At 64.9% G+C, this 26597-nt stretch carries 27 protein-coding genes; 10 read left to right on the top strand and 17 right to left on the bottom strand.

Annotated elements, in window-relative coordinates; genetic code table 11:
* Window positions 1-54: 54 nt before the first annotated feature.
* The 9 genes from QJT82_RS25080 to QJT82_RS25120 all read right to left on the bottom strand — a co-directional run bounded on the left by QJT82_RS25080 (window position 55) and on the right by QJT82_RS25120 (window position 7723).
* Window positions 55-432 (bottom strand): hypothetical protein, encoded by a 378-nt coding sequence (locus QJT82_RS25080; protein ID WP_028341791.1) that lies wholly within the window; start codon window positions 430-432, stop codon window positions 55-57.
* Window positions 433-628: 196 nt separating this feature from the next.
* Window positions 629-1912, bottom strand: coding sequence for a sigma-70 family RNA polymerase sigma factor (locus QJT82_RS25085; RefSeq protein WP_028341792.1), 1284 nt, complete (start codon window positions 1910-1912; stop codon window positions 629-631).
* 31 nt (window positions 1913-1943) lie between these two features.
* A complete protein-coding gene (locus QJT82_RS25090) occupies window positions 1944-2294 on the bottom strand; it encodes a YciI family protein (protein ID WP_028341793.1) in 351 nt (116 codons plus the stop codon).
* A gap of 13 nt (window positions 2295-2307) precedes the next feature.
* Window positions 2308-2679 (bottom strand): YciI family protein, encoded by a 372-nt coding sequence (locus QJT82_RS25095; protein WP_028341794.1) that lies wholly within the window; start codon window positions 2677-2679, stop codon window positions 2308-2310.
* A 392-nt stretch (window positions 2680-3071) separates the two neighbouring features.
* Window positions 3072-3767 (bottom strand): AprI/Inh family metalloprotease inhibitor, encoded by a 696-nt coding sequence (locus tag QJT82_RS25100; RefSeq protein ID WP_028341795.1) that lies wholly within the window; start codon window positions 3765-3767, stop codon window positions 3072-3074.
* Window positions 3767-4750: a 2-hydroxyacid dehydrogenase gene (locus QJT82_RS25105; protein ID WP_028341796.1), complete on the bottom strand. Its 984-nt coding sequence runs from the start codon at window positions 4748-4750 to the stop codon at window positions 3767-3769. Before QJT82_RS25105 ends, QJT82_RS25100 begins: the two co-directional genes overlap by 1 nt.
* Window positions 4750-5535, bottom strand: a complete 786-nt coding sequence (locus QJT82_RS25110) for an ABC transporter permease (protein WP_281446660.1) — start codon at window positions 5533-5535, stop codon at window positions 4750-4752. The genes QJT82_RS25105 and QJT82_RS25110 overlap by 1 nt, the downstream gene beginning before the upstream one ends.
* Before the next feature lie 40 nt (window positions 5536-5575).
* The gene (locus QJT82_RS25115; RefSeq protein ID WP_281446661.1) at window positions 5576-6355 is read right to left on the bottom strand and encodes an ABC transporter ATP-binding protein; all 780 of its coding nucleotides are present in this window, start codon (window positions 6353-6355) and stop codon (window positions 5576-5578) included.
* A 324-nt stretch (window positions 6356-6679) separates the two neighbouring features.
* Entirely contained in the window at window positions 6680-7723 is a 1044-nt protein-coding gene (locus QJT82_RS25120) for an ABC transporter substrate-binding protein (protein ID WP_028341799.1), read from the bottom strand.
* Between the two features lie 144 nt (window positions 7724-7867).
* Here QJT82_RS25120 and QJT82_RS25125 point away from each other — a divergent pair, with 144 nt between their 5' ends.
* Window positions 7868-8674: a creatininase family protein gene (locus tag QJT82_RS25125; protein WP_028341800.1), complete on the top strand. Its 807-nt coding sequence runs from the start codon at window positions 7868-7870 to the stop codon at window positions 8672-8674.
* Window positions 8675-9027: 353 nt separating this feature from the next.
* Entirely contained in the window at window positions 9028-9294 is a 267-nt protein-coding gene (locus QJT82_RS25130) for a hypothetical protein (protein ID WP_028341801.1), read from the top strand.
* 116 nt (window positions 9295-9410) lie between these two features.
* On the opposite strand, the gene QJT82_RS25135 is transcribed toward QJT82_RS25130, so the two are convergent.
* Window positions 9411-9680, bottom strand: coding sequence for a metal-sensing transcriptional repressor (locus QJT82_RS25135; RefSeq protein WP_016840607.1), 270 nt, complete (start codon window positions 9678-9680; stop codon window positions 9411-9413).
* Window positions 9681-10077: 397 nt separating this feature from the next.
* On the opposite strand from QJT82_RS25135, the gene QJT82_RS25140 reads away from it, so the two are divergent.
* The 5 genes from QJT82_RS25140 (at window position 10078) to QJT82_RS25160 (ending at window position 16622) form a co-directional block, all read left to right on the top strand.
* A complete protein-coding gene (locus tag QJT82_RS25140; RefSeq protein ID WP_028341802.1) occupies window positions 10078-10278 on the top strand; it encodes a hypothetical protein in 201 nt (66 codons plus the stop codon).
* 396 nt (window positions 10279-10674) lie between these two features.
* Window positions 10675-12318: an NRAMP family divalent metal transporter gene (locus QJT82_RS25145; RefSeq protein WP_028341803.1), complete on the top strand. Its 1644-nt coding sequence runs from the start codon at window positions 10675-10677 to the stop codon at window positions 12316-12318.
* Window positions 12319-12353: 35 nt separating this feature from the next.
* Window positions 12354-12554: a hypothetical protein gene (locus QJT82_RS25150; RefSeq protein WP_155258581.1), complete on the top strand. Its 201-nt coding sequence runs from the start codon at window positions 12354-12356 to the stop codon at window positions 12552-12554.
* A gap of 310 nt (window positions 12555-12864) precedes the next feature.
* A complete protein-coding gene (locus QJT82_RS25155) occupies window positions 12865-14853 on the top strand; it encodes a carbohydrate porin (RefSeq protein ID WP_035631923.1) in 1989 nt (662 codons plus the stop codon).
* 296 nt (window positions 14854-15149) lie between these two features.
* Window positions 15150-16622: an FAD-dependent monooxygenase gene (locus tag QJT82_RS25160; protein WP_028341806.1), complete on the top strand. Its 1473-nt coding sequence runs from the start codon at window positions 15150-15152 to the stop codon at window positions 16620-16622.
* Window positions 16623-16727: 105 nt separating this feature from the next.
* Here the strand turns inward: QJT82_RS25160 and QJT82_RS25165 are convergent, their stop codons facing one another.
* From QJT82_RS25165 to QJT82_RS25175, 3 genes are all read right to left on the bottom strand, one after another.
* Window positions 16728-18353, bottom strand: coding sequence for an FMN-binding glutamate synthase family protein (locus QJT82_RS25165; protein WP_028341807.1), 1626 nt, complete (start codon window positions 18351-18353; stop codon window positions 16728-16730).
* A gap of 587 nt (window positions 18354-18940) precedes the next feature.
* Entirely contained in the window at window positions 18941-19810 is an 870-nt protein-coding gene (locus QJT82_RS25170; RefSeq protein ID WP_028341808.1) for a patatin-like phospholipase family protein, read from the bottom strand.
* A gap of 380 nt (window positions 19811-20190) precedes the next feature.
* Complete coding sequence (locus tag QJT82_RS25175) at window positions 20191-20964, bottom strand: ferredoxin--NADP reductase (protein ID WP_024581583.1); 774 nt, start codon at window positions 20962-20964, stop codon at window positions 20191-20193.
* A 349-nt stretch (window positions 20965-21313) separates the two neighbouring features.
* On the opposite strand from QJT82_RS25175, the gene QJT82_RS25180 reads away from it, so the two are divergent.
* Window positions 21314-22249: a RimK-like protein gene (locus QJT82_RS25180; RefSeq protein ID WP_028341809.1), complete on the top strand. Its 936-nt coding sequence runs from the start codon at window positions 21314-21316 to the stop codon at window positions 22247-22249.
* A gap of 58 nt (window positions 22250-22307) precedes the next feature.
* Here QJT82_RS25180 and QJT82_RS25185 read toward each other — a convergent pair whose 3' ends face one another.
* Window positions 22308-22508 (bottom strand): hypothetical protein, encoded by a 201-nt coding sequence (locus QJT82_RS25185; protein WP_028341810.1) that lies wholly within the window; start codon window positions 22506-22508, stop codon window positions 22308-22310.
* Window positions 22509-22528: 20 nt separating this feature from the next.
* A complete protein-coding gene (locus QJT82_RS25190; RefSeq protein WP_028341811.1) occupies window positions 22529-22885 on the bottom strand; it encodes a response regulator in 357 nt (118 codons plus the stop codon).
* Window positions 22886-23100: 215 nt separating this feature from the next.
* On the opposite strand from QJT82_RS25190, the gene QJT82_RS25195 reads away from it, so the two are divergent.
* Both QJT82_RS25195 and QJT82_RS25200 read left to right on the top strand, forming a co-directional pair.
* Complete coding sequence (locus tag QJT82_RS25195; RefSeq protein ID WP_155258582.1) at window positions 23101-23358, top strand: hypothetical protein; 258 nt, start codon at window positions 23101-23103, stop codon at window positions 23356-23358.
* A 333-nt stretch (window positions 23359-23691) separates the two neighbouring features.
* On the top strand, window positions 23692-23919 hold the full coding sequence (locus tag QJT82_RS25200) for a hypothetical protein (RefSeq protein WP_028341812.1): 228 nt from the start codon (window positions 23692-23694) through the stop codon (window positions 23917-23919).
* Between the two features lie 260 nt (window positions 23920-24179).
* Here QJT82_RS25200 and QJT82_RS25205 read toward each other — a convergent pair whose 3' ends face one another.
* Window positions 24180-25136, bottom strand: a complete 957-nt coding sequence (locus tag QJT82_RS25205; RefSeq protein WP_051447946.1) for an amino acid ABC transporter substrate-binding protein — start codon at window positions 25134-25136, stop codon at window positions 24180-24182.
* A 12-nt stretch (window positions 25137-25148) separates the two neighbouring features.
* Window positions 25149-26438 carry a dicarboxylate/amino acid:cation symporter gene (locus tag QJT82_RS25210; RefSeq protein WP_028336266.1) on the bottom strand — a complete coding sequence of 430 codons (1290 nt, stop codon included), beginning with the start codon at window positions 26436-26438 and terminating at the stop codon, window positions 25149-25151.
* Window positions 26439-26597 lie beyond the last annotated feature (159 nt).

Raw genomic sequence — 26597 nt, forward strand, 5'->3', positions numbered from 1 at the left:
CGGGCAGCGCGCCGAGCCCGATTCGCCGGCTCAAGGCGACGCTCATCTTGCGTCCTAAGGCTTGACCCAGCGTTGCACGGCCGCGGCCGTATCGGCCGGCCTGGTGTTGAAGCAGATGGCGGCATCGGGGGCGAGCCGGTGCACCAGATTGAGGATCGTCTCGAACAGCAAGAGCCGCTCCGGCGGCTCGCGCAGCCCGGCACCGATCACGACGCAGTCGTAGCGGCGCGCGTTGAGGGCCGCCGCCGTCACGGCTTCCGCCGTATCGCCGAGGTCGATCAGGCAGCTCTCGACGTCGTAGCCGAGCGTCCGCAGGCCCTCGATCTGCGCGTCGAGATAGCTGCGCACCAGTTCGGGCGTGAACTGCGGCATGACGGACAGATCGACGAAGGTCGGGTCGAGGCCGATCGCCAGCACGGATGGCTTCGTCATGGTGACAGTTCCCGGTCCAAAAGGATTTCGTCCGAGCATGCCGCAGGTTTGAGTCGAAATCGCGGACACGACGATCCGCAGCAACCTTGTAGCCCGCATGAGCGAAGCGACACCCGGGGTCGCTCGTGGCAAAGACCCGCATGTCGCTTTGCTCATGCGGGCTACATGGTCTCACTTCGTCGAAATCGCGGAGCCGTCAGCGGCAGCCATGATCCTGCGCGGCACGGGCGGCGATCGCGGCGCGGCGTTTGAGGAACTCACGCTCGCGCGAATTGCCGGCCAGCGCGGCGGCGGCCTCGAACGCGGCATGCGCCTCCGCGAAACGGCTCAGCTTATGCAGCAGATCGCCGCGCACGCTCGGCAGCAGATGATAGGATTGCAGCGCCGGCTCATCCGCGAGGCCGTCGACGATCGCGAGCGCGGCAAGCGGCCCCTCGGCCATGCCGATCGCAACCGCGCGGTTGAGCTCGATAACGGGAGAATCCAGCAGCGCGGCGAGGTCGCCGTACAGCGCGGCGATGCGGCGCCAGTCGGTCGCATCAGGCATGTCGGCCTCGGCGTGGCAGGCGGCGATCGCGGCCTGCAACGCATAGAAGCCGCCGGCGCCGCCGAGCTCGCGGGCGCGCGCCAACGCGAGCTGCCCGCGGCGGATCTGCAGGCGATCCCACCGCGCGCGGTTCTGGTCCATCAGCAGGATCGGTTCGCCGGACGCATCGGTGCGCGCCGCCATCCGCGAGGCATTGAACTCCATCAGCGCCAGCAGGCCATGCGCCTCCGGCTCCGATGGTGCGATCGAGGTCAGCACGCGGCCCATGCGCAGCGCCTCGTTGCAGAGCTGCGGCCGCAGCCATTCGTCGCCGCTTGCCGCGGTATAGCCCTCGTTGAAGATGAGATAGACGACCTCGAGCACGGAGGCGAGCCGCTCCGACAGCTCCTCGCCGCGCGGCGTCTCGTAGGCAAGACCCGATTCCGACAGCGTGCGCTTGGCGCGCACGATGCGCTGCGCGATGGTCGCCTCCGCCTGCAGGAAAGCGCGCGCGATCTCCTCGGTGGTGAGGCCGCAGATCATTCTGAGCGCCAGCGCGGCACGCGCCTCCCGCGACAGGCGCGGATGGCAGGCGGTGAAGATCAGCCGCAGCAATTCGTCACCGATATCGTCGTCGAGCGCGGAATCGAAATCGGGCATGGTGTCCTGCTCCCGCGCCAGATCATGCGCAAGCATGCCGTGCTTTTCGGTCAGCATGCGGTTGCGCCTGATCTGATCGAGCGCGCGCCGCTTGGCGGTTGCCATCAGCCAGGCGCCGGGCTTTTCCGGCACGCCACTGAGCGGCCAGTGCTCGAGCGCAGCGACCAGCGCCTCCTGGGTCAGGTCCTCGGCGAGCGGCACATCGCGCAGCATCCGCGACAGGCTGGTGATCAGCCGCGGCTGCTCGATGCGCCACACACCGAGGATGGTGCGCTTGACGTTGTCCTCCGTCACGCTGGCCTCCGGCATGCGGTCAGCGCGACCGTCAACACTCCATGAAGGGGCGAACCTCGCATGACAATTCCCAGTCCGGCATGTGGTCAAGATGAAGCTGCATGAACTCGACCGCGCGTGCCACGGCCTCCTCCTTGTCCTTCAGCTCGAACACGGCGTAGCCGCCGACCACCTCCTTGGCCTCCATGAAGGGGCCGTCGGTGACGGTGAGCTTGCGATCCTTGATCTTCACCTCCGCGCCCGCGGTGCGCGGCAACAGCGCGCCGGTGTCGAGCATCCGGCCGGCTGCGATCTCGCGTTCGGCGAGCTTGCCGATTGCCTCGCGCAACGGCGGATTCGGCAGCATCGGCTTCTCGGCCACGAGGACATACATGAAGCGCATCGTGCTGCTCCTTTTACGCGCCGCACTGGCCGGCAAAGCCGGCGAAGGGGCGAACCTCGCAGGTGCCCTCCCAGCCCGGCATATGCTCCTTGTGCAGCTGCATGAACTCCACCGCGGCGGCGACCGCCTCTTCCTTGTTGCGGAGCTCAAAGATCGCGTAGCCGCCGATCATCTCCTTGGTCTCGACGAAGGGCCCGTCGACGACGTTGAGCTTGCCGTCGGTGATGCGGACCTGGGCGCCCATCGCGACCGGCAACAGCCCGCCGGTGTCGATCATGCGGCCTGCCTTGATTTCCCGCTCGGCAAGCCTGCCCATCGCCTCCATCAGAGCCGGCGTCGGCGGGCCCGGGGGCTGGGGCGAGGTGACGATATACATGAAGCGCATCGGAAAACTCCTGTTGGGCGAGACGCGGCGATGATCGCCGCAAGACCGGCTCGCTATGGGGAACGACGATCCGGGAGGGGGTGAATCGACAGGGGGCGTGAATTATTTTTTCGGGCAAAAGCAGATCATACCGGCCCCATCGTCGTCCCTGCGAAAGCAGGGACCCATAACCACTGGGTTGAGTTGCTGAAGCGAGCCGTGGCCACAGCCGCGCAAAACCAACCGGCACCGTGGCTATGCGTGCCTGCTCCCGTGCGCAATTGCGCACTAGGCAGGGACGACACGGAGCTTGTGGCAATCCCGTAGCCCGGGTGAGCGAAGCGATACCCGGGAGCCGCGCGAGACACCCGCATATCGCTTGCGCTCATGCGGGCCACGAAGCAGCACCCGACCTACTGCTCCCGCAGCATGATCAGCGGGTCGGCGCTGTCGGGGACGCGGCGCCACTGGGCGTTGTCGTCGGCCTCGAACTGCCAGGTCTCGCCCTTGGCCGACATCAGGATCATCTGGCCGTGGTCGAGCCGCCACATGGTCGGGTTGAAGGAAGCGACCGCCGGATCGCATTTGCCTTTCAGGAACACCTGGAAATTGTCGTTGCCGGCGTCGGTGTTGGTCAGCACCAGCGTGCAGATCGCCTGGCCGTTGCCGCGCACCATCGACCAGTCGCCGATCATCTGGTCCATCGACTTGGCGAGCGAGCGCGCCGCGGCAAGGTTTTGCAGGATATAGACGCCCTCGTTGGTGCGCATGCCTTCGAAGATGCCGGTCTCGACCTCGGTGAAATCGATCACGGCCTCGCCGGCCGCGTTCTGCAGCCGCACGATGTCGCCGAGGCCCCTGATGCTCCAGCCGGTGATGTCCTTGGTGAAGGGCAGCGCGGCGGCGCAAGCGGGCTCGAGCTCGAGCTTGAAGCCTTGCTGCGCCGTATCGCCCTTCAGCGTCACGACGCAGGTCTTGCTGCGCTCGGTGGTGGCGAGCTCCCACTGCCCGATCATGTCCCTCTTCAACGTCGTGACGTCCTGCGCGGCTGCCGGACCGCACGCGGCCAGCAGCAGACACAGCACGGCATTGAAGCGGGACAACGACATCAGCGATCCTTGACCGGCGTTTCGGCAACCGGTGTCAGCGGCGGCTTGCCGGCGAACCAGTTCTTGATGTTGTCGACCACGAGCTGGTCCATCGCGTTGCGCGTGACCACCGAGGCCGAACCGATATGCGGCAGCAGCACGACATTCTGCATCGCCTTCAATTCGTCCGGCACGTTCGGCTCGGCCGCGAACACGTCGAGACCGGCGGCCAGGATGGTGCCTGACTTCAGCGCAGCGACCAGCGCCGGCTCGTCGACCACCGAGCCGCGCGCGACATTGATCAGCACGCCGCGCGGGCCGAGCGCCTTCAAGACGTCGGCATTGATCATCTTCGCCGTCGAGGCGCCGCCCGGCACGATGACGACCAAAGTATCGACCGCCTTCGCCATCTCGATCAGATCGGGATAGTGCTTGTAGGAGACGTCCTTGGACGGATTACGCGAGTGATAGGACACCGGCACCCGCGAGGCTTCAAGGCGGCGCCCGATCGCCTGGCCGATCCGGCCCATGCCGACGATGCCGATCTTGCGGTCGCGCAGCGAGCCGACGCTGAGCGGATAATTCTGGGTCTGCCAGAGCCCGGAGCGCACATAGCGGTCGGCCTTGACGAATTCGCGCAACGTCGCGATCAACAAGCCCATCGCGACGTCGGCGACCTCCTCGGTCAGCACGTCGGGCGTATTGGTGACCACGATATTGTGATCGCGCGCATAGGCGGAATCGACGTGGTCGTAGCCGACGCCGAAGCTGCCGATGATTTCCAGCTTGGGAAACAGCGCCAGCGCGGTCTTGTCGGTCGCCATCGTGTGATAGGTGACGGCGATGCCGCGGATCTTGGCCATCGTCTCGGGCGTCAGCCGCTCGAGGTCGCCGCGGCTCTCGGCGCGGTGCAGCACGTATTGATCGGGAAAGCCGTTTTCGAGGATTGGCCGGATCGGTCCATAGATCAACAGATCGATCTTTTCGGAAGAAATCGGGGCCATCAACTGTCCTTTCCTAACGCGCTTTCGTGCCAACGCCGCAACAACAGGTGCGAAACTAGCGCCAGCAACCCATAGATGACAATCCCGGCCAGCGATAGCAGCAGAAGTGCTGCGAACATGCGGGGAATATTCAGCCGGTAGCCTGATTCAGCGATCCGGAAGGCGAGGCCCGAGCCGGCGCCGGCGCTGCCCGCCGCGATCTCCGCGACCACGGCGCCGATCAGCGACAGCCCGCCGGCGATGCGCAGGCCGCCGAGGATATAGGGCAGCGCCGCGGGCAGCTTGAGGAACAGCAGCGTCTGCAGCTGTGAGGCGCCATAAAGTTGAAACAATCCGGCGAGGTTGCGATCGACCGAGTTGAGGCCGAGCGTCGCGTTCGACAGCACCGGAAAGAACGCCACGATCCAGGCGCAGACGATCACCGCGGTCTGCTGCTGCAGATAGATCAGGAGCAGCGGCGCGATCGCGATCACGGGCGTGACCTGCAGCACCACGGCGTAGGGGAACAGCGAATATTCCAGCCATTTCGACTGGTTGAACAATAGCGCCAGCACGACGCCGCCGATTGCGGCGGCAACGAAGCCTTCGAGCGTGGTCAGCAGCGTGACGCCGAGCGATTGCGACAGCACCGGCCAGTCCGCGACCAGCGTCTTCAGCACCAACAGCGGACTCGGCAGCACGTAAGGTTGGATGCCATAGCCGCGGACGATGGCTTCCCAGAGCACGAGGCCAGCGGCGAACACCGCAAGCGGCAGCAGAAAACGGACGAGAAGTCGGGAGGCCAAGCGGTCTTAGGAAGACAAATATGTCTGGCAACTCCTTGGCTCACAGAACGACATGGCTACGATCCGACTTGAACGCGGCATATTCGGCCGAGGTGCGGAACTCCTCGCCGCGCGGTTCCGGCGAGGTGATGCGAAACTCGGCGCCGATCCGGCCCGGGCGCGCGGTCATCACGATCACACGCTCCGACAGATAGACCGACTCGAACACCGAGTGCGTCACGAAGATGACGGTCTTGTGCAGACTGCGCCACAGCGACAGCAGGTCGTTGTTGAGGCGAAAGCGCGTGATCTCGTCGAGCGCCGCGAACGGCTCGTCCATCAAGAGGACATCCGGATCGGTAACCAGCGCGCGCGCCAGCGACACCCGCATCTTCATGCCGCCGGACAGTTCGCGCGGATAGGCCCTCGCGAACTCCGCAAGCCCGACCTGATCCAGCGCCGCATCGATGCGCGCATCGGCGTCGGTCGTAGGCAGCCGGGCAAGCTTCAGCGGCAGGCGGACATTGTCGCGCACCGTGGCCCACGGCATCAGGGTCGGCTCCTGAAACACGAAGCCGATGCGGTGGCTGCCGCGCTGCTCCGCGCCATGATGCGAGACCTCGACCGTGCCGGCGCTCGGCGTGGCGAGACCTGCAATGAGCCGCAGCGCGGTGGACTTGCCGCAACCGGAGGGCCCGAGCAGCGAGGCGAACTCGCCTCGCCTCACATCGAGGTCGAGCGGCCCGAGCGCCCTCACACCGTTGTCATAGGTCTTGCTGACGCCGCGCAGGCGCACGGCGAGGTTACTGGCATCGGTTTCCAGCACGGCGCTCTCTACCATCGACGGTGGAATAGCGGTGAGCGCAGCCGAGCTGAGAAAGACACCTCTCTACGCGGCGAACAACGTGACGACCGCATAGGAGACTCGGGAGGCAGCGGCGGTCGGCTCCCTCTCCCGCTTGCGGGGGAGGGCTGGGGTGGGGGCTCTCTCCGCGAGTCGTATCGGGGAGAGAGCCCCCACCCGGCCCGCGCTACGCGCGCGCCGGCCTCCCCCGCAGGCGGGAGAGGCGAAGGAAGCCCGCGGGCGAGCTTCACGGACGCCATGCGTGCTTTCTCCTATCAACGGAGAGGTCGACTGCCGATGCTGAAACAGATCGGATCATGGTCAGTTCTTCGGCCGGCGCTCGGCGCCGACCGCCTTGTTGACGAAGCGCAGCGTGTAGCCCTGACGATAGTCGATGGCGCTCTTGACCACGCCGGCACGCACCATCTTGTCGAAGAAGCTCGCCATCCGCTCATCGGTCATGGCGCCGATGCCGTTCTTGATGGAATCGCCGGAATCGACGATGCCGTGCTCGCGCATCTTGGCGACGCAATAGGCGAGCAGCTCGTCGTTCATGTCGGGATTGAGCTTCTTGATCATCGCATTGCCGGCCGAGTTGTCGCCGTAGACGTAGTGGTACCAGCCGACGATCGAAGCATCGACGAAGCGCTGCACCAGGTCAGGCTTCTTGTCGACCAGGTCGCGGCGGGTCTCGATCAGCGTCGAGTAGGAGTTGAAGCCGTAATCGGCGAGCAGCAGCACGTTCGGCTTGAAGCCGGCGGCCTTCTCGACCGCGAAGGGCTCCGAGGTGACGTAGCCCTGCATCGCAGTCTGCTTGTTCACGATGAAGGGCTGCGGGTTGAAGGTGTAGGGCTTCACCTTGTTCTCGTCGAAGCCGTATTCGGACTTCAGCCACTGGAAGTAGCTGGTGATGCCCTCCTTCGAGATCAAAAGCGTGAGCGGCTTCAGATCCTCGATCTTTGTGGCCTTGACCTCGGGATGAGTGAGGAAGACCTGGGGGTCCTTCTGGAACATGGCGGCGACGGCGACCAGCGGCACGTTGTTGGTGACGGCGTCGAAAGTCTGCAGCGAGTTCGCGCTCATGAAGAAGTCGAGCTTGCCCGCGATCAGCAGCATGCGGTTGTTCTCGTTGGGACCGCCGGGCACGATGGTGACGTCGAGGCCGTATTTCTTGTAGGTGCCGTCGGCGAGCGCCTGGAAGAAGCCGCCATGCTCGCCCTCGGCGACCCAATTGGTGCCGAACGAGACCTTGTCCAAGGTCTTGTCTGAGGTCTGCGCCCGCGCCGGGGCGAGCGCCGCGGCAACGCAAAGCGCGGCGGTCAGAAGGCTTGTGGTTAACGCTCGCAGCAAAAAGGCCGGGATCATGGTTGGACTCCGTCGATCATTATGGCCCATGATGGAAGGCGGGAAGACGTGGACCGCGCCCGGAGACGCGAACCCGTTATGATGTTAAACAAACTAGCCTGCAAATCCATCCCGTGAAACGCTTGTATTGAAACGACCGGCTTGATGACTTCTCAGCTTCCGCCCCGCGACTGGACCGCCATCCACTGGCCCGATATCGCCAAGGATACGGCCGCGCGCTGGATCGCGGTGCTGCCGCTGGCCGCGACCGAGCAGCACGGGCCGCATCTGCCGCTCGGAACCGACGTCTTGATCGGCGAGGCCTATCTTTCGCGGGTGCGAGAGTTGCTGCCGGCAACCATGCCCGCCACGTTCCTGCCGTTGCAGCCGGTCGGCATCTCAACCGAGCACATCGATTTTCCGGGCACCTTGACCTTGCCGACCAACGTGGCGCTGAAGAGCTGGATGGCGCTCGGCGAGAGCGTGGCGCGCGCGGGCGTCAGGAAGCTCGTGATCGTGACCAGCCATGGCGGCAATTCCGCCGCGATGCAGCTGGTGGCGCAGGATCTGCGCGCGCACCATCAGATGCTGGTGGTGACCACGAGCTGGTCGCGTTTCGGCACGCCGGACGGGCTGTTCGACGCCGGCGAACTGCGCCACGGCATCCATGGCGGCGCGGTCGAGACCTCGATCATGCTGGCGAAATATCCGCACGCCGTGCGCAAGGATGCGATCGCGGACTTCAAGCCGGCCAGCGTGCAGATCGAGAAGGATCATCGCTTTCTGTCGACGCAGCGGCCGGCGCCGTTCGCCTGGCAGGCGCAGGACCTCAATCCGAGCGGCGCGATCGGCGATGCGACCAAGGCCTCGGCCGAGAAGGGCGAGAAGCTGATCGAGCACGGCGCGCGCGCGTTCTGCGAGCTGCTTGCCGACGTCGACAGGTTCGATCCCAGCGTATTTCGCGGCAGCTGACCCGGCATTGCTTCGCGCGGTCGCAGCACTATCGCATATGGCCTTCAGCGGCCGCACGCGCCCGGCCTCGTGGTTCGAGACGCGCCGCGAGCGGCGCTCCTCACCATGAGGGTCCAGGATTTTGCCGCGAAAAAAGACCTCATCCTGAGGAGCCCGCCAAAGGCGGGCGTCTCGAAGGATGGGCCGCAGGGGCACCGTCCACCAGATTCCCGCATATGATGGCCCCGCGGCAGACGCGACGAAACAATTCGCGAAACCATATTTCCGCCCCGATCTTCGAACCGGAACCGGACAGCCTCCGTCCAACGGGCATGCGGACCACACCGGCGCCGCCCCACAGGATGGAGTATTCCATGTCGATCAAGACCAAGTTCGCCGCCCTCGCCCTCACCGCGCTCGCCGTGACCGGCACGATCGCGTCCACGACGTCGCAGGCTGAAGCGAAGCCCTATGGCTGGGGCTGGGGCGTTGGCGCAGGCCTCGTCGGCGCCGCCGTTGTCGGCAGTGCGATCGCGGCCAGCGACGGCTATTACTACGGCGGCGGCTATCGGCGCTGCGGCTGGGTGCGCCAGTTCGACTCCTACGGCAACTACATCGGCCGCGTGCGCTCCTGCTACTGATCGACTGGTTCTTTAGGACTGCGGATCCTGCGTTCGGCACGGGTCCTCATCCACCCCGTGTCGCAACCGACCCGTCCGGTGATCCCCCCGGGCGGGTCAATTCTTGAACGCAGCGATCACAGATACTTCGCGACCAGCCTGAAATCGCGCAGCACGGCGCGCCCTTTCGGCCCAGATGCCTTCAGCGTCTCCTCCAGGCTGTGACCGATGTGATCGTGGATCAGCGCCTTCTTGGCGCTCTCGATCGCGCTCTCCACCGCCTGCAATTGCTGGGCGATCTGCGCACAGGGCCGGCCCTGCTCGATCATCTCGACGATGGTGTCGAGGTGGCCGTTGGCGCGCTTCAGGCGCCGGGCGATCGCAGCGTGCGGATGGTCGTCGGACATCTGGCTCTCCTATCCTCCCGGGAGGATAATCATGATCCTCCCCGGAGGATAGCGGAATCGGCTTGACAGGCGATTGTCGCGGGCGTAGTGCCCGATGAGCGGAACGTTCGTTCCGCCCCGGGGTTCTAGCCCCGGAAACAAGTCGATCCACGAGCCAGCACAGAAGGCACATGGGCAGTAGCAACTCAGGCGACAGTAGACCGGCGATGCCGGGACTGGTGACGCCGCAACACAGCAAGATTGATCGCGCAGATCTCGCCTGCGTGGACGGGTGGTCGCGCCCAAGCTGACCACTGCTCCTCACCGGCCTGCCGCGACCAGCGGAAGTGGAGGTGAGCGATGTTCGAAAAGCTCGCAAAATTCCGGCAAGCAAGCCCGCGGCGCGTTGCCGCGGCGCATGCCGCCGCCGGCCGCCGTTCATTGCAATGACAACCTGCCGGGCTTTCGCCGCCTGGCCGGCCGCCGCCGGCATCCAACCCCGGCCTGTCATTGGGTCCTGATCGACGGCCGCCTGGAATGCCGGTGGATCGTCGATGATACCAGCGGTGATCTCGATCAGCAGCGACGCGCCGCGGCAAAGCCGCGGCTGTGCGCCTAGGCCGAGGATGAGGGTGGCTTGATAACGACGGTGCTGCCGCTCCTTCTCCCCGTTCTTACGGGGAGAGGGTTGGGGTGAGAGGCCGTCTCCGCGCATGCGGTGATAGCCGAGTTCGCGGAGGCTCTCCCTCACATCTGACGATGCGATCCGACCTCTCCCCGCACGCGGGGCGAGGTGAAGCGGCACCCGCTGCTCGGTCAGAAATAGTCGTCTTGGTTTAGGAGGCCGACATGGACGAAGGACCTAGTCCTCCCGTTGCGCGCCATCGCGGCGCGCCAGCGGGACCATTGAACTGCATCAGATCTGGAAATGCCGCTGCTCACGGTAGCGGAGACGTGCGCGCCTGACGGGGCCTGCGTCCTCCCGCCGTGCCGAAAGGCGGCGAGGAGACGCGAAATGACCGAAAGCAAGACCACACAAACCGCCATTCTCGATAGCGCGCATGCCAGCGACATCCACGGCGCGCTCGGCAGCATCGCTCGCGACGACATCGCGCCGCGCGCGACCTTGCTGGCCCGCCTGAAGACGCTGCTGGCGATCGTCGGCCCCGGCCTGATCGTGATGGTCGGCGACAACGACGCCGGCGCGTTCGGCACCTATACCCAGGCCGGACAGAATTACGGCACCACGCTGCTGTGGACGCTGCTGCTGCTGATCCCGGTGCTCTACGTCAACCAGGAAATGGTGGTGCGGCTCGGCGCGGTCACCGGCGTCGGCCATGCGCGGCTGATTTTCGAGCGCTTCGGCAAGTTCTGGGGCGCCTTCAGCGTCATCGACCTCCTGGTATTGAACGCGCTGACCATCGTCACCGAGTTCATCGGCATCACGTTTGCACTTCACTTTCTCGGCGTCTCGCAGTTCTGGGGCGTGTTGGCCTCGGCTGTTATCGTGATGCTGGCGGTCTCGACCGGCGACTTCCGCCGCTTCGAACGCTTCGGCATCGTGCTGGTCGCAGGCAGCCTGCTGCTGGTGCCCGTGATCTTGATGGTGCATCCGCCGATTGGGCAGATCTCGGCGGACTTCTTCGTGCCGAAGATGCCGCAAGACGCCAAGCTCGGCGAGGTGCTGCTGCTGATCGTCGCCATCGTCGGCACCACGGTGGCGCCGTGGCAATTGTTCTTCCAGCAGAGCTACATCGTCGACAAGCGGATCACGCCGCGTTTCATCCGCTATGAGCGGATGGATCTGTGCATCGGCATCGTGCTGGTCGTGGTCGGCGCGGTGGCGATGATCTCGTTCTGCGCGGCAGTGTTCGCCGGAAAGCCCGAATTCGGCAATTACACCGATGCGCTGGGGACCGCCATGGGCCTCGAGACATATGCCGGCCGGCTGCCGGCGGTGCTGTTCGCCCTCGCGCTGCTCGATGCCTGCATCATCGGCGCTGCGGCAGTTTCGCTCGCGACCGCTTATGCGATCGGCGACGTGTTCGCGGTCAAGCACTCGCTGCACCGCAAGCCGTGGGATGCGAAGGGCTTCTACAGCGTCTATTGCGGACTGATCGTGCTCGCCGCCGTGCTGGTGCTGACGCCGGGCACGCCGCTCGGGCTGCTCACAAATGCGGTGCAGACGCTGGCCGGCGTGCTGCTGCCGAGCGCGACCGTGTTCCTGCTGCTGCTGTGCAACGACCGCCACATCCTCGGGCCATGGGTCAATTCCACCAAACTCAACCTGTTCACCGGCGCGGTGGTCGCGGGGCTGGTGATGCTGTCGGTGATCCTGACCGCGGCGGTGCTGTTCCCCGATCTCGGCGAAGCCTGGATCATCGGCATCCTCGTCGGAGGCAGCCTGCTCGCACTCGCAGTCACCGCGGCCGTCAAGCTGTACGAGATGTCGGCGCGCGGAAACGCGTCGTTCCGCTTCAAGCGCAAACCACCGCTGGTCAACCGAGACAGCTGGCGGATGCCGCCGCTTGATCGGTTGCCGGCGGCGCGGCTCAGCCCGCTGAGCCGGATCTGGATGATCGTGCTGCGCGGCTATCTCGTCGTTGCCGCCGGCCTCGTGCTGCTGCGGATCGTGCAGCTTGCCACGGTGGGGGCGTGACTGCGCTCAGTCGCAGCCGGCGATGGGGCGCGATCATGCTGTTCAAGCTGGCGAGCGCCATCCTGCGCGGCGCGGCCGCGCTCCATCAGAGGCGTGTGGTCTCGGGCGCCGGGCTGCGGACGGCGCTGTCGATGGCGCGGTGTGTTGAACGGGCCGGCGCGCGGGTCGTGCTCGGCAGGACATCGCAGCGGGCATTCATCAGGACAAGGGACAAGGACAATGGTGGCGTCGATTGAACGGTCGGGTCTCGACCGATTTGCCACAGACACGTGGTCGATCGCAGCCGATGTGGCCTGCCGCCTCGCGCTGTTACGCGACTGTCACGGTGGCGTGCAAATCGGAACGGTATTGGGCGCACCTCAGTTGCTATTGCGAATTATTTGCAATAAGCAACCGGGGATGCTAGGTGCTGATCTGGCTTTGGATGGGACGACACAGATCGGACCGGGGACGGCGGGCGATGATTTCAAATCTCGGGTGGCAAGCGGCCGCCAAATCTGCAGTGATGCCGGGCGAAATCGCCACTTGTTCGCGGAAAGCCGCGTCATGACCTGCGTCCGCCTCTTCCGGGTCCAGATCGCCGCCGGCGCCGCGCTCGGTGCGGCAACCTTCGGCGCGCCGGCGACCGCGGCCGATCTGGCCCTCAAATCTCCCGCCGCCAGAGCGGTTTACAGCTGGACCGGGTTCTATGTCGGCGCCCATGTCGGCTATGGCGACGGCACGCTGGGTCCCGGCACCAATCCGATCCTGGAACAGGGCGTGTTCTTTCCGCCCACCATCACCGGCGGGATCGGCGGCTTCCAGGTTGGATACAACAAGGAATTCGCCAACCGCTTCGTGCTCGGCGTCGAGGCGGATGCGACCTTCACCGGCCCGACCGATCTGCCGCGGCGGGTGCTCGGCCCCTTCAATTCGTCGATCGACTATGTCGGCACGCTGCGCGGCCGCGCCGGCTACTCTTTCGGCACCTGGATGCCTTACGTGACCGGCGGTTTCGCCTGGGGCCACAGCCAGGTTCGGGTCAACGACGCCGCGGGCGAGGTGATCTCGGAGCCCGGCCAGTACCAGACCGGCTGGACCGTCGGCGCCGGCGCCGAATTCGCGGTGAGCGGCAATTGGACCGCCAAGGTCGAATACGACTACGTCGACCTGTCGCGCCGCACGCTCGGGCTCAATGATTTCGGCATGCCCGGCGTCAGCATCGACCCGCGCATCCATTTGCTGAAATTCGGCCTCAACTATCAGCTCGGCGACTCGCCATGGTCGGCGACGCCGACGCGCACCGCGCTGCCCGAATCGAGCGACTGGAGCGTGCACGGCCAGACGACGCTGCTGCCGCAGATCTATCCGTCCTTCCGCTCGCCCTATGCCGGCACCAACAGCCTTCCCGGCGCGGGGCAGTTGCAGCAGACCTGGACCACGACGGCGTTTCTCGGCGTGCGGCTCTGGGAAGGCGGCGAGTTCTACTTCAACCCGGAAACCGCGCAGGGCTTTGGCCTCAACGGCACGCTCGGCCTTGCCGGCTTCTCGAACGGCGAAGCCCAGAAGGCCGGCGCGCCGTTCCCGAAGATCCGGCCGCAGCGCTACTACTTCAAGCAGACCTTCGGCTTTGGCGGCGAGCAGGAAGACGTCGCCGACGGTCCCAACCAGATCGCCGGCAAGCGCGACATCGACCGCCTCACGCTCGTGGTCGGGCGCTTTGCGGTCGGCGATTTCTTCGACGGCAATTCCTACGCCAAGGACCCGCGCGCCGATTTCATGAACTGGGCGATGTGGGCGTCCGCGGCCTACGACTTCCCGGCCGACCTGCCCGGCTACACCCGCGGCGCGGTGGTCGAGCTCAACCGCAAGGATTGGGCAGTGCGCGCCGGCGTGTTCCAGGTGCCGAACGCACCGAACAGCGACGTTTTGGTGTTCGACACCGGCGGCGCGGTGGTCGAGTTCGAGGGCCGCTATTCGATCTTCGATCAGCCCGGCAAGCTGCGCGTCGGCGTGTTCGGCAACCGCGGCAACACCGGCAATTACGCCCAAGCGCTCGCGATCGAGGACGCCAATCCGGGGCTCGACATCAACGACGTGATGGCCGGCATCCGCAAGGACAATCTGAAATACGGCTTCTATCTGAACGGCGAGCAGCAGATCGCGACCGATGTCGGCCTGTTCGGCCGCCTCAGCTGGAACGACGGCCGGACCGAGATCCTGTCGTTCACCGATGTCGACCGCAGCGTCTCGGGCGGCGTGTCGATCAAGGGCAGCAGGTGGGGACGGGCGAGCGACACGATCGGTATCGGCGGCGCGATCAACGGGCTGTCATCAGCGCATCGCGACTATCTCGCCGCCGGCGGCCTCGGCCTGCTGATCGGCGACGGCGCGCTGAACTACAGCCCGGAGCGGATCTTCGAGACCTACTACGCCTATCAGGTGAACAAGAACCTGACGCTGACCGCGGACTATCAGTTCATCACCAACCCCGCCTACAACGCCGACCGCGGCCCGGTGCACATCTTCTCCGGCCGCATCCACGGCGAGTTCTGAGGCGCGATACGCCCCGTCGTCCCGGGCAAGCGAAGCGCGACCCGGTACCCATAACCACCGCTGATTGTCGTTAGAGCGAGCTGGGGCGACAGCGAATCCAACCACAAGGTCCTGTGGTTATGGGTCCCGGCTTTCGCCGGGACGACAGCGAGTTTGCATCGCCAGCGCGCAGCTTCTGAATTGGTTTGGGCAGAATTCCCCCTCTCCCCACTCAGATATATGTAGACCCCCCGGGCTTGCCGCAAGCCCGGGGTCATCCCGTAGAACGCGCGCCCAATCGAACGGAGGAGTGCGGGATGCGGGAACATGCTGTCGTGATTGTAGGCGGAGGTCCGACCGGGCTGATGCTGGCGGGCGAGTTGGCGCTGGCGGGAATAGATGTTGCGATTGTCGAGCGGCGCGCGAGGGAGGACCTGATCGGCGCGCGCGCCGGCGGCCTGCACGCGCGCACCATCGAGGTGCTCGATCAGCGCGGCATCGGCGATCGCTTCGTCGCGCTGGGAACGCGCCATCCGGCGGTGCTGTTCCATTCGCACCTTGTTCCGCTTGAGATCACCGACTTTCCGACCCGGCGCAATTTCACGCTGGGGCTGTTCCAGACCCATATCGAGCGCATTCTCGGCGAATGGGTCGGCGAACTCGCGGTGCCGACCTATCGCGCGCGCGAGGTGACCGGCTTCACGCAGAACGAGGCCGGCGTCGGCGTCGAACTATCGAATGGCCAATTGCTCCGGGCGCAATATCTCGTCGGCTGCGACGGCGGTCGGAGCGTCGTCCGCAAAGCGGCCGGCATCGAATTCGCCGGGTGGGATCCGACCATGAGCTGGCTGATCGCCGAGGCCGAGATGTCGGGCGAGCCCGAATGGGGCTTTCGCCAGCACGACACCGGCACCTCGGCGATCGGCAAGGCGGAAGATGGCCGGCGGGTGCGGCTGGTGCTGACCGAGCGGCAACTCGGCACCGAGCGGGAGCCGACCTTGCGCGACGTCAGCGAGGCGCTGGTCGCCGCGTACGGCAGCGATTTCGGCATCCACAGTCCGGTCTGGATCTCGCGCTTCACCGACATGACCCGGCAGGCCGTGACCTACCGCAAGCAGCGCGTGCTGCTGGCCGGCGACGCCGCCCATGTGCATCCGCCGATGGGCGGCCAAGGCCTCAATATCGGCGTGCAGGACGCGGTGAATTTGGGCTGGAAGCTCGCCCAGGTGGTCAAGCAGATCGCGCCGGACAACCTGCTCGACACCTACGAGGCCGAACGGCATCCGGTGGCGCGCCGCGTGCTGCGCAACACCATGGCGCATGTCGCGCTCAACCGCACCGATCCGCACACCAGGGCGTTGAACGAGATCGTCTCCGACCTGCTGCGCATGGACGAGCCGCGCAGAAGCTTTGCCGCGATGATGTCGGGCCTCGACCTTCACTATGATCTTGGCGACGGCCATCCGCTGCTCGGACGCCGCATGCCCGATCTCGATCTCGTCACCGCCGACGGCCCGATGCAGCTCTTCGCGCTGCTGCACCGCGCGCGGCCGGTGCTGCTGAATTTCGGCGCGCCCGGCGGCATCGCCATCGCGGGATGGACCGACCGGGTTCAGCTGGTCGATGCCGCGTATCGCGGCGCATGGGAGCTGCCCGCGCACGGCACGGCTTCGCCGCCGACCGCGGTACTGGTGCGGCCCGATGGCTATGCGGCGTGGGTCGGCGAGCGAACGCAGGCCGGGCTAACCGAGGCGCTGACCAAATGGTTCGGCGCGTCCGCTGGTACGTAGCGAGCGTAGCCCGGATGGAGCGAAGCGTAATCCGGGATCGATCGATCCGCACAGAGCGTGGCCCCGGATTACGCTGCGCTTCATCCGGGCTACGGATTTGCCCCCCTACCCCGCCGGCTGGAACGAATCCGCGCGCGCCATCGCCCAGGCGTCGCGGAAGCGGCGGTCCTGGGTGCCTTCGAGCAGTTCGCCGGGGCGCAGCGTCGGATAGAGCTCGGCGAAGGAAGAGACCTCGGTGGTCGAGCTCCGCTGCGAGAAGTGGATCGGGCGCAGCTCCTTGGTGTGCTCGAGGCCGGCGGCGGCGAGCAGCTCGGTCAGCGCGTGCAGGGTCGAGTGATGGTAGTTGTACACGCGCTCGATCTTGTCGGGCACATAGAGCGCGCGGTTGCGGATCGGGTCCTGCGAAGTGACGCCGGTCGGGCAGCGATCGGTGTGGCAGCTCAGGGACTGGATGCAGCCGAGCGCGAACATGAAGCCGCGCGCGGAATTGCACCAATCGGCCCCGATCGCCATCGCGCGCGCCATATCGAACGCGGTCGCGATCTTGCCGGAGGCGCCGATCTTGATGCGATCGCGCGCGCCGATGCCGACCAGCGCGTTGTGGACGAAATTGACGCCCTCGCGCATCGGCATGCCGAGATGGTCCATGAACTCGAGCGGCGCGGCGCCGGTGCCGCCTTCATTGCCGTCGACCACGATGAAGTCGGGATAGAGCCCGCTCTCGTGCATCGCCTTGCAGATCGCCAGGAATTCCCAGGGATGGCCGATGCACATCTTGAAGCCGGCCGGCTTGCCGCCGGACAGCTTGCGCATCCGGGCAACGAATTCCATCATCTGCAGCGGCGTCGAGAACGCCTTGTGATAGGCCGGCGAGATGCAGTCCTCGCCCATCGGTACGCCCCGGATCTTGGAAATCTCCTCGGAAACCTTCGCCGCCGGCAGCACGCCGCCGTGGCCGGGCTTGGCACCTTGGCTGATCTTGAGCTCGACCATCTTGATCTGGTCGTCGCCCGCGACGCTTGCGAAGAGATCCGGATTGAAGGTGCCGTCGCGGTTGCGGCAGCCGAAATAGCCGGAGCCGATCTCCCAGATGATGTCGCCGCCCATCTCACGATGATACGGGCTGACGCCGCCCTCGCCGGTGTCGTGGGCGAAGCCGCCCTTCTTGGCGCCGGCATTGAGCGCCCGCACCGCGTTCGGGCTCAGCGCGCCAAAGCTCATCGCCGAGATGTTGAAGACCGACGCCGAATACGGCCTGGTGCAGTCGGGGCCGCCGACCGTGATGCGGAATTTCTCCTCGGCACGCGGCTTCGGCGCCACGGAATGATGCATCCACTCATAGCCCTCGCGGTAGACGTCCTCCTGGGTGCCGAACGGCCGCTTGTCGAGCACCATCTTGGCGCGCTGATAGACCAGCGCGCGGGTGTCGCGCGAGAACGGCATGCCGTCCTTCTCGCTCTCGAAGAAATATTGCCGCATCTCCGGGCGGATTTCCTCGAGCAGGAAGCGCATATGCGCCGAGATCGGGTAGTTGCGCAGCACCGCGTGGTTCTTCTGGGTGAGGTCGCGGATGCCGAGCAATGTCAGCGCGCCGAAGATGACCAGCGGAATCAGAACGATCTTGAAGACCTTGTGATCAAAAATTCCGACCAGCAGCAGCAGTGCGGTGACGACGGCGCAGATGGTCAGCACGATGAAGCGTGGCGAGAACGGAAGCAGCATCGTATCCATGAAATTCCTCCGGTCTGGCCAAACACCCTGTCGGCCGCGAGCCTAATCCAACTCGCGGAACAAGTGCACTACGGTTATACGGCCGAGCAGTCACAGATGTGACAACCGCCCGAATGGGCGGGTGCGGATACCGGTCAAATTGAAACGGTATCGCCTTTTGCACTGCAACGGAGCGCAGCGGATGCGATAACCTGCCGTCGCAGGAGCGCGCTGCCAAAATATCGAAAACAACCCCATGCACAGTAGCCGGCGACTGCCGGCGTTCGATACGGCAACTTGACTCGTCGGGCAAATCAGCGGTACTTTTCCATTATCCAGAAATCGTAGAGACGCTTGGTGGCCGCTTCCCTGCGGCCATCCTTCGAGACGTCCGCCATTGAGTCCGCGGTCCCTCCACACGTCGTCCCTGCGAAAGCAGGGACCCATACGCCGCGGCGGACCTTGTTGCAGGGACTCGTCGTTCCAGCACCGCCCAACAATCGGCGGTCGTGGTTATGGGTCCCTGCTTTCGCAGGGACGACGACGAGGATGGATCCCGCTTTTAAAGCGTCACACCGCGCGGTGTGATCACCTGCGCGGCCGTTCACCTAATGCTCGTGCGGCTGCAATTCGTGCGGGATATGCCCGGGCTTCAGGCCGTCGCCCTCAAGCCAGGCGTTGGTGGTGTCCAGCGCCCGGGTGATGTGATCTGCGGTCCGGGAGAAATCGTAGGGCGAGCCGACCAGCGGGCAGAGCGGCGGCACCACGAAATACTCGACATCGGGCGCGATGTTCTCGAGCTCGTTGACGAGCTGCCGCGCGATCAGGAGCGTCAGCGCATGCAGCGCATTGGCGAGCGCGCCGACCGGCGGCGCCTGGTTGGCGCAGGCATGCCCGGTCGGCAGCACGATCAGGCGCTTGGCGCCGTGCCTGACCGCGACGCGGACCGGCGTGTTGCTGGAGATCGCGCCATCGGCCAGGAAACGATCGCGGTAGTGCACCGGCGTGAACGCACCCGGGATCGCGGTCGATGCGACGATCGCCTCGGCTGTCGAACCTTCCGACAGCACCACGCTGTCGCCGCTGATGATGTCTGTGGTGACGATGTGGATCGGGATCCGCGCGTCCTCGAGATTGCGGAACGGGATGTAGTCGTCGATCAGCTTGCGGACGCCGTCATGCGGGATCAGGAAGTCGCGCCGCCACAGGAAGCTCACCAGCGTCCGCCAGGTCACGGGAAACACGTCCTGCCGGTTGAGGCCGCGCCAGATCTCGGCCAGCCGTGCGACGCCCGAGACCGTCGGGTCGCCGGCATAGAACGCGCCGTTCAGTGCGCCGACGCTGGAGCCGACCACCATGTCGGCGACCACGCCATGCGCGGCTAGCGCCTGCAGCATGCCGACCTGGATCGCGCCAAAGCTGCCGCCGCCGGCGAACACAAAGGCGGTCTTCGGTGCATCCGGATCGGTGATGGACAATGTGCTACTCCCTGATCGCCGCGTTCGGGAAACGGCTGCGCGGCGTTGGGGCAGTTATAGCAAGTGAGAAACGGTGCACGCCACCCAACAGGAAACTACCGGGGCCGCAACGGGACTGCGCCCCCTCTCCCGCTTGCGGGGGAGGGCTGGGGTGGGGGTTTCGCCGCTTGCAATCCTCTTCGTGAGGAGAGAGCCCCCACCCGGATCGCATCTATCGATGCGATCCGGCCTCCCCCGCAAGCGGGAGAGGCGAAGAGAGTTCGCGGACATATTCTCGAAATGCAAAAGGCTGGAGCCCGGTGGGGCCCCAGCCTTCGACAAACAAAGAGCGGTGGTTATGGGTCCCGGCCTTCGCCGGGACGACAGCCTATTATGACTGATTAGCGCTCGACGAACGCCTTCTCGATCACGAAGTGACCGGGGGTGTTGCCGCTGCCTTCCTTGAAGCCGCGCGTCTCGAACAGCTGCTTCAGCTCTTCCAGCATCGCCGGGCTGCCGCACATCATGATGCGGTCGGTCTCGATGTCGAGCGGACCCTGATGCAGATCGGTGAACAGCTGGTTGGAGGTGATCAGGTCGGTGATGCGGCCGCGGTTGCGGAACGGCTCGCGCGTCACGGTCGGATAGTACGAGAGCTTCTCGGACAGCAGCGGCCCGAACAGCTCGTCGTCGCGCAGCTTGGCGACCAGCTCCTCGCCATAGGCGAGCTCGGAGACCTGGCGGCAGCCATGCACCAGCAGGATCTGATCGTAGCGATCATAGACCTCGGGGTCCTTGATCAGGCTGGCGAACGGCGCGAGGCCGGTGCCGGTCGACAGCAGCATCAGCCGCTTGCCGGGAATCAGGTTGTCGGTGATCAGCGTGCCGGTCGCCTTGCGGCCGACCAGGATGGTGTCGCCCTCGCGGATCTTCTGCAGCTTGGAGGTGAGCGGGCCGTCCTGCACCTTGATCGAGAAGAACTCGAGCTCTTCCTCGTGATTGGCGCTCGCCATCGAATAGGCGCGCAGCAGCGGCCTTCCGTCGACCTCGAGGCCGATCATGGCAAACTGCCCGTTCTGGAAGCGGAAACCGGAATCGCGGGTCGCCCGGAAGCTGAAAAGCGTATCGGTCCAGTGCTGAACGGAAAGAACTTTCTCTCGATAGAACGCGCTCATGGGTTTTCGTTTTCTCGACTGACCAGAATTAGAATGGTTTGACTCTATTGGCGCATGACCTGTTCGGAAAACCGGTGCCCACTTTTCCGGGTCATGCTTAGACTGCTCGCGACGGCGCGGAAGTGGCCGAAATCACTGAAGATCTCGCGTGTCCATTGCGCCAATGCAGGAGATAGTCAAGATCAACTGGCGCGCAATTGCGATCTCAGAATGGCAGTCGTTCGATTTCGCGCAGAGGTTCAACCGCGTCATCGTTAACACGTGGGACTGCAGGTAATTTACTTGCTGAGATCGGCATCGATCTGGCAATTAATTGCTACGAAAACCGCGGTGAAGGGAAAATGATCTCGTGGTCCTGATCAGCCAGCGAATCTTCCTGGAAACCATCAAAAAATATTGTTTGGCGCACGCGATTGCCGTCGAGGTGCAGTCCGGCGGCTGGCTGGTCACCATGACCAAGGGCAACGCGCGGCGGCTCGCGATCGGCTACGACGTCGGGCTGAACAGCGCGGTCGCGCATCAGGTCGCCAATGACAAATCGGCCTGCGCGGACGTGCTGGCATCGGCCGGCGTTCCCGCCATTCCGCACATGCTGTTTTTGGGTGCGAAGTTCAGCAAGCACATTCCGGGATCGGACTCGCTGGACGCGATACAGCGTCTGCTCGAACAGCATCCGCGGGGGCTGGTCGTGAAGCCCAATGAGGGGACCTCCGGCGAGCTTGTCTTCCGCGTGACGACGCGAGCGCAGCTGGAGACGGCGGTTGCGCGCATCCTTGCCGCGCATCCAAGTCTTGCCATCTCGCCCTACGCCGAGATCGCGGACGAGGTACGCGTGGTGCTGCTCGATGCGCGCGCGCTGATCGTCTACGGCAAGACGCGCCCGTCGGTGGTTGGCGACGGCATCCAGTCGCTGCGCGCGCTGGCGCAGGCGAACGCGACGGCCGAGCAACTCAAGGCCATCACCGAGGATTTCGATGCCGCCGCGCTCGACGCCGTTCCGCCCGCCGGCGAACGGCTTCTGCTCAACTGGCGGCACAACCTCGATGCCGGCGCGGAGCCCGTGCTGCTCGCCGATGACGCGACGCGCGAGGCCTGCGTCGCGCTCGCGGTCAGGGCCGCGCAAGCTGTCGGCATCCGCTTCGCCTCGATCGACGTCGTGCGCACGGAGGGCGTGTGGAAAATTCTCGAGGTGAATTCCGGGGTCAAGATGGAAGCGCTGGGGCGCCGGCATCCGGCGCTGGTCGAGGCGGCCTATTCGGCGGCGCTGGACGAAGTGTTCGCGTAGCGTCTCCCCGCCCGATGACGCGGGCTCGACGGCGCTATCCTGCACTATGAGCGCCCGATCAGCCTTGCGGGTGCTCCTTTTCATAGGCGGCGACGATCAGTTCCGATTGCTCAATCTGTGCCGTGAGACGGTCGATCTCGGCTTGCGTCTCTGGAAACACGTCAGCCCCCGCCGTATTTCCGGATTGCAATTCCGCGATCAGCTCCCGGTTCTTCGCAATCTGCTCCCGGTGCCAATCGATTTCAGGATCGTCTTGCATGGGCCACCCGTCGGCGAGAACTACGACGCCAGCTCTCGCAGCAGCATGGGTGGATAAACCGGCTTCTCGAAAAACTTGACGCCCTCGGGCAGCGCGCTGTCCGGGGGCCGGCCCGAGATGACAAGTACGCGCACGCCCGGGTCGCAATCGAGGGCCAAACGAGCAAGCTCGACGCCATCCATTTTGCCCGTGAGTTTGATGTCGGTGACCACCAGCGACGGATGACGCATCTTGATGGCCAGCGCTGCCGTCTCGGCGTCCTCGCACTGGATGACGTCGAAATGACCTTCCTGCAACAACAGCGCAATCATGTCGCGCTGGATCGTGTCGTCTTCAACGACAACGGCTATTTGTCGAATTGGCCTCGCGTATCTCATGGCAACCTCCAAACAACCAACCAGTGTTAACGAATGAGGATGTTTATGGTTCTGGTTCCCGCTTCATGAGGGACTGCTCCGGCGGACCTTTGCAGGTTCCGGGCGGAACAACTTTGGAGGTTTCAGCGTCATTGATGGGCGACCAGCCGGACGAGCCGAATGGTTCGGGCCTGAGCAAGGGGATTCTTGCGACATAGTGCCAGGAGGCAAAGCTCATGAAGAACGCGGTGCAGTCGGATCAGGATACTTGCGAACCCCACGGAACTGACGTGACGGCTGGCGCGACAGGCTATGTGTCCTCTCGACGATTGATTGAGGATCAGGCCCTTGAACGACCCGCGCTCGTCAAGCCGCCCAGGATGCCGCACGAGACGACCGATCCGCTTCGCGCTCGCCTGCCGCACGACGTCATCTCCGAAATGGAAGCAGAGCTGAAGCAACAGGTCGATCGACTTGTCGCCGAACGACATTAGCCGCTGAAGCGACGAGCGCGCAGACTTCAACAACCGAATCTTGCCTGCCGATGGTGCTCCAGAGATCGCGGCGCGTGGACACTCGAAGAAAGATCCCGCCGGATCGACGGAGTTTTGATGGGTGCGATTGGAGCGATTCTTGGGCGCGCGATTTTCCAGGTCATGGTTGTTCTGGCGGCGGTCGGCATCGTTGCCCTCGCATGTATGGCGGTTCGCGGCGGCTGACGCGGGGGCTGTGGTCCGGCTGGCACCGTCATTTTGATCCATTCAGCGCCTTGCTCATCCCGTGCAAGGGAGTACGCTTCCGTACATTGATTGATCCGGACACAGATTATGCGCAAACTTCTTTTGGGCCTTCTCGCAGTCGCGGCGTTCGCCGTCGCCTTCAACCCTCCGGCCGCCAACGCCGTGTTTTGGCGCGGCGTCACGGCCCCGACGAATATCGACATCCACGGCTACCCGATCATCAAGGAGCCGCCTCCGAGCACATGCCAGCTGATCCACGTGAACGGATACTGGGTCCGGCAGTGCCTGGAGTTGTCGCGGCGCTATTGGCGGTGACGCGCGCCAGACTTCCCGACCTCTCCCCGCAAGGGGCAGGGTTATCGCATATGCCCCTTGGCGACCGCGCAAGTGCTGGGCCTCGTGGTTCGAGACGCGCCGCAAGCGGCGCTCCTCACCATGAGGGTCTACTATTGTACCGCAAAACAAGACCTCATCCTGAGGAGCCCGCCGAAGGCGGGCGTCTCGAAGGATGGCCACGAGGGCACCGCGACGAAATGCGATAGCCCTGCCGCAAGGGGAGAGGCCGAAATTCGCGGCTAGTTCGACCCGCCCGGTGAATCGTCGAGCGCCTTGAAGGCCTCTTCGAGCTGCGGCGACAGCGCGACGTTGAGCTTCTCGCCGGTCGGCAGCCGGGCGACGAACCATTTGTTGTAGAGCGGGACGATGTCGCGGTTCGAGGCGAGCCTGCGGAACGCGCGCTCGACCACGTCCTTCATCTGCGGCTCGCCCTTGCGGTACATGATGCCGTAGGGATCGTAGGACAGGTAGTCGCCGGTGACGCGGAATTTGTCCTGCGACTTGTGCCGTGCGATCAGGCCGTAGAGCAGGATGTCGTCGGTCGCGAACGCGTCCGCCTTGCCGTCCGCCAGCATCTGGTAGGACTGCTCGTGGTCGGGGGCGGTGACGATGTTGAGGCCGAGCTTTTGCTTGGCGTCGACATTGTGCATCGCCTGCTCGTTGGTGGTGCCCTTGGTCACCACCACCGTCTTGCCCTTGAGGTCGGCGACCTGGGTGACCCCCGAGGCCTTCGGCACCATCAGCTTGGTACCGGCCACGAACATCAGCGGCGAGAACGCGACCAGCTTGCCGCGCTCGGCATTCGCCGTGGTCGATCCGCATTCCAGGTCGATCTTCTTGTCGACGACCGCCGGAATGCGGTCGTCGGAGGTGACCTTGACGTAGTCGACCTTGAGATTGGCGTCGTCGACCTCGGTCCCGATCTCCTCGACGATCGCATCGCACAGCTCGAGGCTGTAGCCGATCGGCCGGTTGGAGTGATCGAGGAACGAGAACGGCGGCGAGCTTTCGCGATAGCCGATCCGCACCGTGTGCGTGGCCTTGATGTTGGCGAGCGTCGGGCTGAGCCCCTCGCCCGCCGGCTGTGCAGACGCCGGTGCGGCGAGCAGGCTTGCCGCCAGCAGACACGCCGACAGCAGGCATGTCGACAGCAGAGGCGCCTCAGCCCGTATCGGCCTCCAGCGGGCGCGATGCATGCATCCCTCCCCTCAATGGCCGGCCATCACGGCGCCGGGCACCGCATCCTGCGGCACCGCGTCGTCGGGCCCGAGCTCGTGCTCGGCCTTCAATTCACCCTCCCACTTCGCGACCACGGCGGTCGCCAGCGAGTTGCCGATCACGTTGGTGGCGCTGCGGCCCATGTCGAGGAAGGTGTCGATGCCCATGATCATCAGCAGGCCCGCCTCGGGGATGTTGAACTGCGCCAGCGTCGAGGCGATCACCACCAGCGAGGCGCGCGGCACGCCGGCAACGCCCTTCGAGGTGATCATCAGCGTCGCCAGCATCGCGAGCTGCGTGCCGACCGACATCTCGATGTGGTAGGTCTGCGCGATGAAGATGCTCGCGAAGGTGCAGTACATCATCGTGCCGTCGAGGTTGAAGGAATAGCCGAGCGGCAGCACGAAGGCCGAGATGCGCGAGGAGGCGCCGAACCTGTTCAGCCCCTCCAGCGTCTTCGGATAGGCCGCCTCCGACGAGGCGGTCGAGAACGCGATCATCAGCGGCTCGCGGATCAGCCGTAAGAGATGGCTGTAGCGTGGCCCGATCACGATGAACCCGACGACGACCAGGATGCCCCACAGGATCAGGAGCGAGAGATAGAAGCCGCCCATGAAGACGATGAGCTTCCAGAGCACGCCGAGGCCGTTCTTCGAGACGGTCGCCATGATCGCGGCCCACACCGCGAGCGGCGCGAACAGCATCACATAGCCGGTGACCTTGAGCATGATGTGCGCGAGGTCGTCGATCAGGCTCATGATCGGCTTGGCCCGCTCGGGCATCGCACCGAGCGCAACCGCGAAGAACACCGCGAACACGACGATCTGCAGAATCTCGTTCTGCGCCATCGCGTCCGCGATCGAGGTCGGGATCAGATGGGTGAGGAATTTTTCGATCGAGAACGCCGACACCGGCAGCCCGGTCGACTGCGCCTTGTCGGGCAGCGTGCCGGGGAAGTTGGCACCGGGCTGCAGCAGGTTGACCATCACGAGGCCGAGCAGCAGCGAGACGAAGGAGGCGGAGACGAACCAGCCCATGGTCTTGGCGAAGATGCGGCCGAGCTTGGCGCCGCTTCCCATATGGGCGATGCCGCCGACGAGGGTCGCGAAAACCAGCGGCGCGATGATCATCTTGATCAGGCGCAGGAACAGCATCGCGATCAGGTTGACGTCTGCTGCGATCTCGGCACGGCTGTCAGGAAAGTAGTTGAAGACAATCGTCCCCATCGCGATGCCAAGGACCATCGCAATCAGGATATACTGCGTAAACCTGCTGGACATTCTCTTACCCCCGTAGTTCCCGGCGGAGGGCAAGTGTGGCAGATTTACGCAGCTACGCAACACGCTTCGCGTCCAACGCGACTTTGCCGAAACGTTCCCGTTGTGGAATGCCAGCGCGCGGACTAGCGTTCATGCAGCGCACAATCTGTGCAAGGCGCT

Origin of the sequence: Bradyrhizobium sp. Mp19 (assembly GCF_029952935.1) — a bacterium.
Taxonomy (GTDB): Bacteria; Pseudomonadota; Alphaproteobacteria; order Rhizobiales; family Xanthobacteraceae; genus Bradyrhizobium; species Bradyrhizobium elkanii.

What these genes read in the sequence shown, in the direction of transcription:
- QJT82_RS25090 (WP_028341793.1), bottom strand. Translation starts at nt 2,294, where the DNA reads ATGCGCTTCATGTATGTCCTCGTGGCCGAGAAGCCGATGCTGCCGAAT.
- QJT82_RS25105 (WP_028341796.1), bottom strand. Translation starts at nt 4,750, where the DNA reads ATGGCCCCGATTTCTTCCGAAAAGATCGATCTGTTGATCTATGGACCG.
- QJT82_RS25115 (WP_281446661.1), bottom strand. Translation starts at nt 6,355, where the DNA reads ATGGTAGAGAGCGCCGTGCTGGAAACCGATGCCAGTAACCTCGCCGTG.
- QJT82_RS25125 (WP_028341800.1), top strand. Translation starts at nt 7,868, where the DNA reads ATGACTTCTCAGCTTCCGCCCCGCGACTGGACCGCCATCCACTGGCCC.
- QJT82_RS25130 (WP_028341801.1), top strand. Translation starts at nt 9,028, where the DNA reads ATGTCGATCAAGACCAAGTTCGCCGCCCTCGCCCTCACCGCGCTCGCC.
- QJT82_RS25165 (WP_028341807.1), bottom strand. Translation starts at nt 18,353, where the DNA reads ATGGATACGATGCTGCTTCCGTTCTCGCCACGCTTCATCGTGCTGACC.
- QJT82_RS25175 (WP_024581583.1), bottom strand. Translation starts at nt 20,964, where the DNA reads ATGAGCGCGTTCTATCGAGAGAAAGTTCTTTCCGTTCAGCACTGGACC.
- QJT82_RS25185 (WP_028341810.1), bottom strand. Translation starts at nt 22,508, where the DNA reads ATGCAAGACGATCCTGAAATCGATTGGCACCGGGAGCAGATTGCGAAG.
- QJT82_RS25145 (WP_028341803.1), top strand. Translation starts at nt 10,675, where the DNA reads ATGACCGAAAGCAAGACCACACAAACCGCCATTCTCGATAGCGCGCAT.
- QJT82_RS25195 (WP_155258582.1), top strand. Translation starts at nt 23,101, where the DNA reads ATGAAGAACGCGGTGCAGTCGGATCAGGATACTTGCGAACCCCACGGA.
- QJT82_RS25190 (WP_028341811.1), bottom strand. Translation starts at nt 22,885, where the DNA reads ATGAGATACGCGAGGCCAATTCGACAAATAGCCGTTGTCGTTGAAGAC.
- QJT82_RS25080 (WP_028341791.1), bottom strand. Translation starts at nt 432, where the DNA reads ATGACGAAGCCATCCGTGCTGGCGATCGGCCTCGACCCGACCTTCGTC.
- QJT82_RS25155 (WP_035631923.1), top strand. Translation starts at nt 12,865, where the DNA reads ATGACCTGCGTCCGCCTCTTCCGGGTCCAGATCGCCGCCGGCGCCGCG.
- QJT82_RS25135 (WP_016840607.1), bottom strand. Translation starts at nt 9,680, where the DNA reads ATGTCCGACGACCATCCGCACGCTGCGATCGCCCGGCGCCTGAAGCGC.
- QJT82_RS25100 (WP_028341795.1), bottom strand. Translation starts at nt 3,767, where the DNA reads ATGTCGTTGTCCCGCTTCAATGCCGTGCTGTGTCTGCTGCTGGCCGCG.
- QJT82_RS25150 (WP_155258581.1), top strand. Translation starts at nt 12,354, where the DNA reads ATGCTGTTCAAGCTGGCGAGCGCCATCCTGCGCGGCGCGGCCGCGCTC.
- QJT82_RS25120 (WP_028341799.1), bottom strand. Translation starts at nt 7,723, where the DNA reads ATGATCCCGGCCTTTTTGCTGCGAGCGTTAACCACAAGCCTTCTGACC.
- QJT82_RS25200 (WP_028341812.1), top strand. Translation starts at nt 23,692, where the DNA reads ATGCGCAAACTTCTTTTGGGCCTTCTCGCAGTCGCGGCGTTCGCCGTC.
- QJT82_RS25160 (WP_028341806.1), top strand. Translation starts at nt 15,150, where the DNA reads ATGCGGGAACATGCTGTCGTGATTGTAGGCGGAGGTCCGACCGGGCTG.
- QJT82_RS25095 (WP_028341794.1), bottom strand. Translation starts at nt 2,679, where the DNA reads ATGCGCTTCATGTATATCGTCACCTCGCCCCAGCCCCCGGGCCCGCCG.
- QJT82_RS25140 (WP_028341802.1), top strand. Translation starts at nt 10,078, where the DNA reads ATGCCGCCGCCGGCCGCCGTTCATTGCAATGACAACCTGCCGGGCTTT.
- QJT82_RS25205 (WP_051447946.1), bottom strand. Translation starts at nt 25,136, where the DNA reads ATGCATCGCGCCCGCTGGAGGCCGATACGGGCTGAGGCGCCTCTGCTG.
- QJT82_RS25210 (WP_028336266.1), bottom strand. Translation starts at nt 26,438, where the DNA reads ATGTCCAGCAGGTTTACGCAGTATATCCTGATTGCGATGGTCCTTGGC.